Annotated in this window: 9 protein-coding genes and 1 riboswitch; all 9 genes read right to left on the bottom strand. The window is 43.0% G+C overall.

Annotation, left to right across the window (positions count from 1 at the left end; all coding sequences use genetic code 11):
* Positions 1 to 239: 239 nt before the first annotated feature.
* Positions 240 to 938: an energy-coupled thiamine transporter ThiT gene (locus WJQ40_RS02790; protein WP_337537815.1), complete on the bottom strand. Its 699-nt coding sequence runs from the start codon at positions 936 to 938 to the stop codon at positions 240 to 242.
* 31 nt (positions 939 to 969) lie between these two features.
* Positions 970 to 1,075, bottom strand: a riboswitch (TPP riboswitch).
* A 164-nt stretch (positions 1,076 to 1,239) separates the two neighbouring features.
* Positions 1,240 to 2,187, bottom strand: a complete 948-nt coding sequence (locus WJQ40_RS02785; RefSeq protein WP_337537814.1) for a 2-hydroxyacid dehydrogenase — start codon at positions 2,185 to 2,187, stop codon at positions 1,240 to 1,242.
* Between the two features lie 14 nt (positions 2,188 to 2,201).
* Positions 2,202 to 2,990: an IclR family transcriptional regulator gene (locus tag WJQ40_RS02780; RefSeq protein WP_337537813.1), complete on the bottom strand. Its 789-nt coding sequence runs from the start codon at positions 2,988 to 2,990 to the stop codon at positions 2,202 to 2,204.
* 13 nt (positions 2,991 to 3,003) lie between these two features.
* Positions 3,004 to 3,984, bottom strand: coding sequence for an aldo/keto reductase (locus WJQ40_RS02775; RefSeq protein ID WP_118797516.1), 981 nt, complete (start codon positions 3,982 to 3,984; stop codon positions 3,004 to 3,006).
* A gap of 17 nt (positions 3,985 to 4,001) precedes the next feature.
* On the bottom strand, positions 4,002 to 4,739 hold the full coding sequence (locus WJQ40_RS02770) for a carbohydrate ABC transporter permease (protein WP_337537812.1): 738 nt from the start codon (positions 4,737 to 4,739) through the stop codon (positions 4,002 to 4,004).
* Positions 4,740 to 4,846: 107 nt separating this feature from the next.
* Positions 4,847 to 5,770, bottom strand: coding sequence for a sugar ABC transporter permease (locus WJQ40_RS02765; protein ID WP_118797514.1), 924 nt, complete (start codon positions 5,768 to 5,770; stop codon positions 4,847 to 4,849).
* A 73-nt stretch (positions 5,771 to 5,843) separates the two neighbouring features.
* Positions 5,844 to 6,929 carry an extracellular solute-binding protein gene (locus tag WJQ40_RS02760; RefSeq protein WP_337537816.1) on the bottom strand — a complete coding sequence of 362 codons (1,086 nt, stop codon included), beginning with the start codon at positions 6,927 to 6,929 and terminating at the stop codon, positions 5,844 to 5,846.
* Entirely contained in the window at positions 6,898 to 7,302 is a 405-nt protein-coding gene (locus tag WJQ40_RS02755; RefSeq protein ID WP_337537811.1) for a hypothetical protein, read from the bottom strand. The genes WJQ40_RS02760 and WJQ40_RS02755 overlap by 32 nt, the downstream gene beginning before the upstream one ends.
* A 50-nt stretch (positions 7,303 to 7,352) precedes the next feature.
* Positions 7,353 to 8,538, bottom strand: a 1,186-nt coding sequence (locus tag WJQ40_RS02750) for a hypothetical protein (RefSeq protein ID WP_337537810.1), incomplete at its 5' end; no start/stop codon positions are given.

Raw genomic sequence — 8,538 nt, 5'->3', positions numbered from 1 at the left:
GGTGCTTTGGGACATTCTTTTCATTTTGGAATTGCAATTTGTGGAAACTCAAGCAAAGTCACTTCAAACATACTTCATTTTACTTTGAAGTATGCCACATGTACAGTTTTTCTAAACCTTCAAAATACAATGAAGCTTGACATTCGCAGGTATTTTTACTGAATGATACCTTGTAATAAAAGAGCTGCCGCACCCTCGTACGACAGCTCCGCTTTATCTTTGATTCTCAGAAACAATTTTTATTCCCTTGCCATCATCCCGACTCTGACAAGTGCCTTCTTCACAGGTGGAAGGGAGATCACGATCAGTGTGATCACAGCTTCTGCCAGGATATAGGAATAATTATAAACGATCGGGTAAATGGCTGCCAGCGACTTCGGGAAATTATCCGGCATATAATCCATCCAGTATAAGTAGCCACCAATTGTATGGAACAGGCCTCTTACCAGAATCGCCAAAATATATCCCTTTATCAGTCCATTCTTTTTCTGGTAAAAGAATCCGGACAGCCCAAGCGCTGCGAAGGCAAAAATGTAATCCATACATGCCTGCATGGGCGAAAGGATATAGCTGCCTCCATCCTGTGCAAATTCCAGGAAACCATAGGCAAAGCCGGACATAAGTCCCACCTCAGGACCATACCAGTAACCGATCAGCACTACAAAAAGCATGGAACAGAGAGTAACAGATCCTCCAAAGGGCATGGAAAACACTTTAATATAGGAAGTGGCAAATCCAAGCGCCAGTGCTGCTGCACAGAACACGATCTGTCTGGCTGAAAAGCCCTTTTTCTCTTTCTTCTCGTGTTCTCCTTCAACTGGCTTTTTCCTGAGGAATGCAGAAAGAACGATCAGCAGAACGATCAGCACTCCTATACAGATTGTTCCTGTCTGAGTCAGGGAAAAATACCCATCCTCAGTGTTAATAAAGTTTGACATAAAAAAACCTCCTTGTAAAAATGGTCACAGGAGGGGCTTTCAACTGCTTCCCTACGCCGGTATTATCCGGTTCAGGTGATGAGGGTTAGAATCAGACTTCCGATTCAATCTCAGCGTTAGCTCCCCTAGCGATAACAATACAATAAATCACATCCTTCTGTTTGTCAATTCCTTATACCTGTAAAATGATCACACCGAAAATGATCACATCACAGGAAAAAGCAGTCAAGGGGGAGTTGACTGCTTTTTCTAATACTGAGAGATATAAATGATGGCGGGGTGAAAGCCCCGGTATCGCAACTTAAAGTATGATATTCACCTGTTCCTTATTCATCCATTTCTGGATATTCTCAAATACAATTTTTGCCCTGATCTCCATGGATTCGTCTGATGCAAAAGCAATATGGGGTGTAACAATTGTATTAATGCTGTGTAAAAGAGGATGATCCATGGGAAGAGGCGGCTCCATTTCAAACACATCTACCCCGGCACCTCTCAGATAACCACTGTTAAGGGCATCTGCCAGTGCCTTTGAATCCACAATAGGTCCTCTTGCCGCATTGATCAGAATCGCTCCCTTTTTCATCTGTGCAATTCTATCCTGATTGATCAGATTTCTGGAATCCTCTGTTAAAGGACAGTGCAGTGTCACAATATCTGATTTTGAAAGCACCTCTTCCAGGGTACCATAATGTAAATATTCCGGCGCATTCTTCTTCGGGAACAGATCATAGGCTGCTATCTCACATCCGAACAGATGGCAAAGCTCTGCAACCCTGGAACCGATTGCTCCGGTTCCTACCACACCTACTGTTTTTCCTTTAAGCTCTCTTCCTACCAGTCCATCCTTGGTCATTCCCTTTCTGCAGCGTTCCTCTACCTGCGGTACATTTCTCAGGAGAGAAAGCATCATGCCAAGTACAAGCTCTGCCACAGATTCATTTGAATATCCGGAAGCATTGCTGACAGCGATCCCTTTTTCTTTAGCTGCCTGCAGATCCACATGATCCACTCCGGTAAATGCTACATCAATAAATTTCAGGTTCGGACAGGCAGAAATTACCTTACCGCTTAATGGCATATTGGCAATCATAACGATATCTGCATCCCCGATCTCCTGTATCTGTACTTCGGGATCATCATTTCTTTCATAACACTGAAAGCTATGTCCCTCCTGCTCAAGTATATCTGTATATTTCTTCATGCATTCCTTTGAAACTGACAACGATTCTAATAAAACAATCTTCATTCTGCTATCTCCTCTTATATTTCTGCCACCAGTCTTCTGGATATCTTTTTTGAAATTTCCAGCAGATAGGGAACCTTTTCCTGAATATTTTCAAGTGTCATTCTAGTCGTCGGTCCGCTGACACTGAGTCCGGCTATGATCTCGCCTGTATAATTTCTGATCGGGACAGCCACACAGCGCATTCCCATTTCACATTCCTCATCATCTATAGAATAACCACACTCTCTGGCTGTTTCCCTTTTATTAAAAATCTCTTCCATGGTTGTACATGTATTTTCAGTATATTTAACAGGCTTATTTTTCTCGTAATAATCGCACAATTTCTCCCATGGATGATTCAGCATGAAAAGCTTTCCAACACCTGTGCAGTATAAAGGCGCTACTTTTCCGATTCTCTGCGTTGTGCATAAAGCCTGCCGCTCACACTGTATCACCTCAAGATACACAACTGACATATTTTCTTCTTCAGACAGATTGACTGTCTCTCCGAAATACCGTGATACCTCTTTCATAAAGGGAAGGCAGATATTCCTGATACTGGTATGTATTTTAATATTATTCGCTATTCCACACAGCTTGTACGTCAGCGAATATCTGCCCGTATCATCCTGAACCACATATCCTTTATTTTCAAGAGCCATCAAAAAGCGCAATGTTGTACTGACATTCATAGATGCCTGACTGGCTAAGCTCTGCAGCTTTACCGGCTCCGACCATGTAGATAATAATTCGATCAATGTCAGTAATTTTTCAGATGACTGATTTGCCTCTGTCACTTTTCTGGCTGGTTTAATATTGGTCAAATTGTTTCCCTCCTCATAAAAAAGACTCTACATCCCTGCGGATCCTTTCAGCATCCTCTTCTGTCAAAGCGATCTCTGCTCCCTTGATATTGCTTTCAAGATGCGTGATCTTTCTGGCTCCACAAAGAATGTTTACTCCTGGCTGCTTTAAGATCCATGCTATTGCCAGATGCTCCAGCTGACAGTTATACTTTTCACAGAGATCCATCCACGAATCAAACATCTGAAGCATCCTCTCATGACACTCCTTCTTTCCCCATGGCTTATTGACAAATCTCTTCTGATCCGGTGTATCCCGCTTCTGCCGGAACTGCTCTGTCAGCACACCCTGCTCCAGGGGAGAATAAGCCTGTAACAGGATTTTTCTTTCCTGACATACCGGTAACAGCGTTTCCTCCACCTTTCTGTCTAAAAGGCTGTATTTTTCCTGAATGATCTCAATATCTGCATAAGTACAGTATTCATTCAGGACCTCCGGATTCATATTTGAAGCTCCAATTGCACGGATTTTTCCTTCCTTTTTCATCCGGTTCAGTTCATCCATCGTTTCCTCTACAGGAACAGCGTATGTTCCAAATACCGGATAATGCACATAGTAAATATCAATATACTCTGTTTTTAACCGTTTCAGGCTATTTTCCAGATCTTTTCTGATGCTTTTTGCTGACAGATTTCTTACAATCCTGTGTCCGTCTCTTTCCACATGCAGCTGTCCTATATTTCCCTCATCCCAGCTCAGTCCGCATTTGGTTGAAAGGATAACCTTATCCCTGATCCCCTTCAAAGCCTCTCCAAGAATCTCTTCACTTTTTCCCATTCCGTAGGCAGGAGCAGTATCAATCTGTACTATCCCCATTTCCACAGCTCTCCGTGCTGTATCAATTGCCTGCATTTCATCTGTCTTTCCCCAGATCGCATCACCACCAAAGGCCCATGTTCCAAGAGACATGACAGGTATTATAATTCCACTTTTATTCAGCTTCAACTGTCTCATATATCCTGTTCTCCTTATCATTCCTTTACGCCGCTTAACATAACACTCTGTACGATATATTTCTGTAAAAACAGGTACACGATCATAAGCGGTATTGCACCAAGCACGGAAACTGCCAGTCTGGGTCCCAGATATCTTGCGGTTTCTGAAGCATTAAACATAGCAAGACCAACGGATATGACCTGTTTTTTAGGATTTGAAACAACAACTAACGGCCAAAGGAAATTATTCCACTGGTTCACAACCTGGAAAATAACCAGCGTTGCGATGACCGGTCCGCATAAAGGAAGAATGATCTTTAAAAAGATATACCATTCTCCCGCACCGTCAATGGATGCTGATTCCCTCAGGGAATCCGGTATGCTGTCGATAAACTGTCTTGCCAGAAAGATCCCATATGCCCATGCAAAGGAACCTAAGATCAGCGGCCACCATGTATCCAGCATATTCCAATCACGATACTGTAAAAAAAGAGGAATCATACGCACTTCAAACGGGATCATCATGACCGCCAGAACCATGAGGAACAGAATTCCCTTACAAGGAAATTTCCCCTTGGAAAAAGCATAACCGCAAGCCATTGCAGTAAAAACAGATATCGCTGTGTTGATCAGTGTCAGCAAAAATGTATTGATATAATAACGGGCAATTGGAATTGCCTCCAATGCATACTTATAATTAAAGACAGAAAATTCCTTAGGAATAAACCGGGGTGGATTGGGTACCACGTCTATGGTCGTTGCATCAAAGCTCATGGAAATTGCCAAAAAATCGGAATCAGTACGATTACCAGTGCCGCTCCCAATATCGTTATTAAAACAGCCTGACTAAATATCTTTTTCTTCTTCATACGCAAGCACCCCTAAATCGTTTTCGTTACCTTTAAGTTAATCGCAGTAACCGTAAATACAATAATAAATAAGATAACCGCTCCGGCACAGGACAATCCATAGCTCGGATTTTCAAAGCTGTACTGATATATATACATCAATATCGTCTGTAAGGATCCTGCCGGCTTACCGGATGACGAATTTCCTGACAAAATATACAAATCGGTAAATCTGCTGAAGCCGCTGATAATACCTGTTATAAACAGAAAGATGAAATTATTACGCATAAGTGGTATCGTAATATACCGCCATCTCCGGAAGCTGCCTGCACCATCCATCATCGCAGCCTCATACAGCTCAGTAGGGATAGACTGAAGCCCTGCCAGACAGATCAGCATGTTATAACCAAGTGTAGTCCATATCTGGATAATGCTTGCCCCTACCTTGGTCAGCGAAGGATCTGATAACCAGCCAATCTCTATTTTTTTACCAAGGATATTAGAAAGCGCCAGATTGATCAGTCCGTTGTCTACCTGTAATATGTACTGGAAGATCAGCACGATGCTGACTCCTGTTATAATATTAGGCATATAGAATCCAAGCCGGAATACCGTTTGTGCCTTTTTATTCCTTACCCCGTTTGCACCACAGGCAATCACAAATCCCAAAGGGATTGCCAGTAATGACATCAATGCCAGAATCAATGTATTCAGTATCGATTTTCGAAAGCCGCTGCTCTCCAGCAGCACCTTATAATTTTGGAAACCCACATTACTCTGTATTTCCCCGATCACATTTACATCGTGAAAGCTGTAATTCACAGCCTTGATCGTTGGGATATAAGTCAGAATCAGAAGGCAGATAAATGTCGGTAACAGAAAAGTCAGCCAGATCAGATTCTTTTTCCATTTATAAACATTTTTTCCAAAATTCCGAGATCCAATTTTTTTATTCATCCAATCTCTCCCTTTCTGTCTGGGATGTGCGGGCTTTCACACACGGTGAAAGCCCTGCTCCATTTTTGTTTCTTTATTGATAGGATGCCGCCTGTTCCTCATAAGCAGCCTGAATATTTTCAGCAGCCTGCTCTGGTGTCAGATCACCTGCAAACATCGCAGACAGTCCATTTGCCTTGAATGAATTGGAACTTCCAAGGAATGCATCATCATAATCACTTGCAAAAATAGTGAAGTTATCGGGTGTTGCTGCCAGTGTATTGAAGAATACATCTGCAAAAGGAATATTTTCAGCTGATAACCGCTCAATAGCCTCCTTGTTATTCGGGATCTTACCGCTTTCCCAACACCAGTCTGCAATGTCCTGATTTGTTGCCATCCATTTGATGAATTCCCAGCATGCTTCCTTATTCTGTGCATTCTTTGCAATTGCCATATTCCAGTCACCGGTAAAGTTTGCCCAGCCCTCACGTCCATTTTCCAGTACCGGGGAATATGCATAGCCATAACGGTCTGTCAGACCAAGACTTTCTGTTTTCTGGTAATTGGATACCAGGTTCTGTGAATACCACATAGCAATATTATTATTTTCTGTTCCAAAGTTTTCTGCTCCACGTCCTTCCAGGAAGCCCTTAGGACATGTCTTTGCCAGTTCATTTACGAATTCGAAGCCCTTCAGTGCTTCGGGAGAGGTATAGTTCACCTTCGTATCCATCTGCTTGTCTGCATATTCAATTACCTTAGTATCCTTTGAAAAATAGTAGCCGATCAGGGAACGTCCTATCCAGTCACTGCTTGCACCGTCAATATAATAGCCATATGTCTGCTCACCAGTCACCGGATCTGTACCTGTCATTTTCTTTGCCGCATCAAGCACATCTTCCCATGTCCATGTCTCATCAGGATAGTCAAGTCCATAATCATCAAAGATCTTCTTATCATACATAATAGATGTTGCTGCCGCTGTGATCGGGATACCGGTAGGAACCAATTCTGTGTAATTGGACTTATCTGCTCTTCTGTAGGAATATTTCAGTAAAAGTCCATCCAGGAACTCTCCGTCCTTTTCCGCATAAGGTGTCAGATCTTCTACTATATCCACAATACTTGCACCATGTACAACAACGTCAACCTGGTTTGCTGCCGCTACTGTTGTCAGCTTTGCCTGCCAGCTGTCCCCACGGAATACCTGTCAGCTGCAGCTCTACATTAGGATGCTCTGCCTCATATAACTCCTTGATCACATAGTAACCTCTGACTGTCTGCTTGGTAACAGGATTTGTTGTATCATTTTCATTTTCCATAGGTCCGACAACACGGATAACTATCTTCTCTCCTGAATCGGATGCTGCAGTTTCTGTACCTGCCTGCTGCTCAGCTGTGTCTGCTGCTGTGTCTGCTGCTGTGTCTGCTGCTGTGTCTGCTGCTGCGGCGCTTCCTCCATCCTGTGTACCCTTACTGCTGCCGCACCCTGCAAGCAGCATTACTGCTGCAAGTGACAAAGCCGCTACTGCTTTCATTTTTCTCTTCATAACCATACCTCCTTTGATTGTGTGACAGTTCATGTAGACTGTCGTTTTATTTATTTTCTTTTAAGCTTCACATGTGTACTGCCTAACGGTGGTACCTCCACCTTTATCGTGTGTAATGTTGTGTCAAAATGGATATACCCGCCCGGTGTATATCGTTGAATTGCATAATCATCATGAAAACAGATATCGTCTTCCACGTATAATACCGGCTTTCCATAAAACATATTTCCCATATTGCCAAGCCCGATATGCAGCGTGCCATCCTCATGTATCTCATACTGATAAATCTGTCCTTCCGACGCATGGGCAATATTTCCACATACCCTGTTTATTAAATGTGCATTCAATCTATCTACATCATCCGGTAATTCTTCCGCAAAGCTCCTCATTGTGAATTTAAAATTCCATCTTGCCAGGGTCTTTGGCCATTCATAGGAACGGCTTACATACATTCGTAATCCTGTATTCTCCCCTGTTTCCCTTATCGTTGTACCTGCATAAATCCCAGCTTCTGTTTGAAGCCCTATCAGTACCTGTGCATCTACTGCCTGGAACAGTGCCTTGTCTTCCATTCTGCTTCTGGTGTTATAAACCGGCTTTACAGAAACAACCTGTTCTACAAACTTACCATCCTTTACACAGGCCAGTGCATCGCAGTCAATGCCCTTCCAATATTTCTCTATTGCTTTCTGATCCAAACAGAGACAGTCAGCTTCCTTCGCTTCCGCTCTTTTCAGTCCCAGCTCACGGATCAGATATTCATTATCGGTATTTCCGATCACAACGATCCCGGCTCCCTGCCTGTTCTTCTCAAGAAGTGCCTCAACCTCTTCGTTGGTGATTCCCATAGGATTGACAAGAACGTATCCGTCTGCATTACTTTTCTTCAGATTCTTACTGTTAACAGCACAGTGGATCGATGCACCTGCCATAATGGCTCTTAATCCCGGAGCTGTCAGCTCCCACCGTTCGCCCCTGTCCAAATGATACTGATACACTGCATCTGAAAATACAAGCACAGGTCCGTTTGTTTTCAGAATGGGTTCTTCGAATCCTATATCCCATCTGTCCTTCAGGAATTTCCAGTCCTGCTTCTCCAGGTCTGTTCCAAAAATAAACTGTAGTCCCTCTGTTGCGCGGATATAATTTCCTTCCTCATTGATAAAGGTCGTACTTGGCAGTGATAATGACTGTCTCTCCAGCGCATTTGGCATATCCTTAACTGCAATCCAGTGC

The organism is Suilimivivens sp. (assembly GCF_037359455.1).
GTDB classification, from domain to species: domain Bacteria; phylum Bacillota; class Clostridia; order Lachnospirales; family Lachnospiraceae; genus Suilimivivens; species Suilimivivens aceti.
The sequence above is the reverse complement of the archived record's forward strand: the minus strand, read 5'-3'. Positions and strand labels throughout refer to the sequence as shown.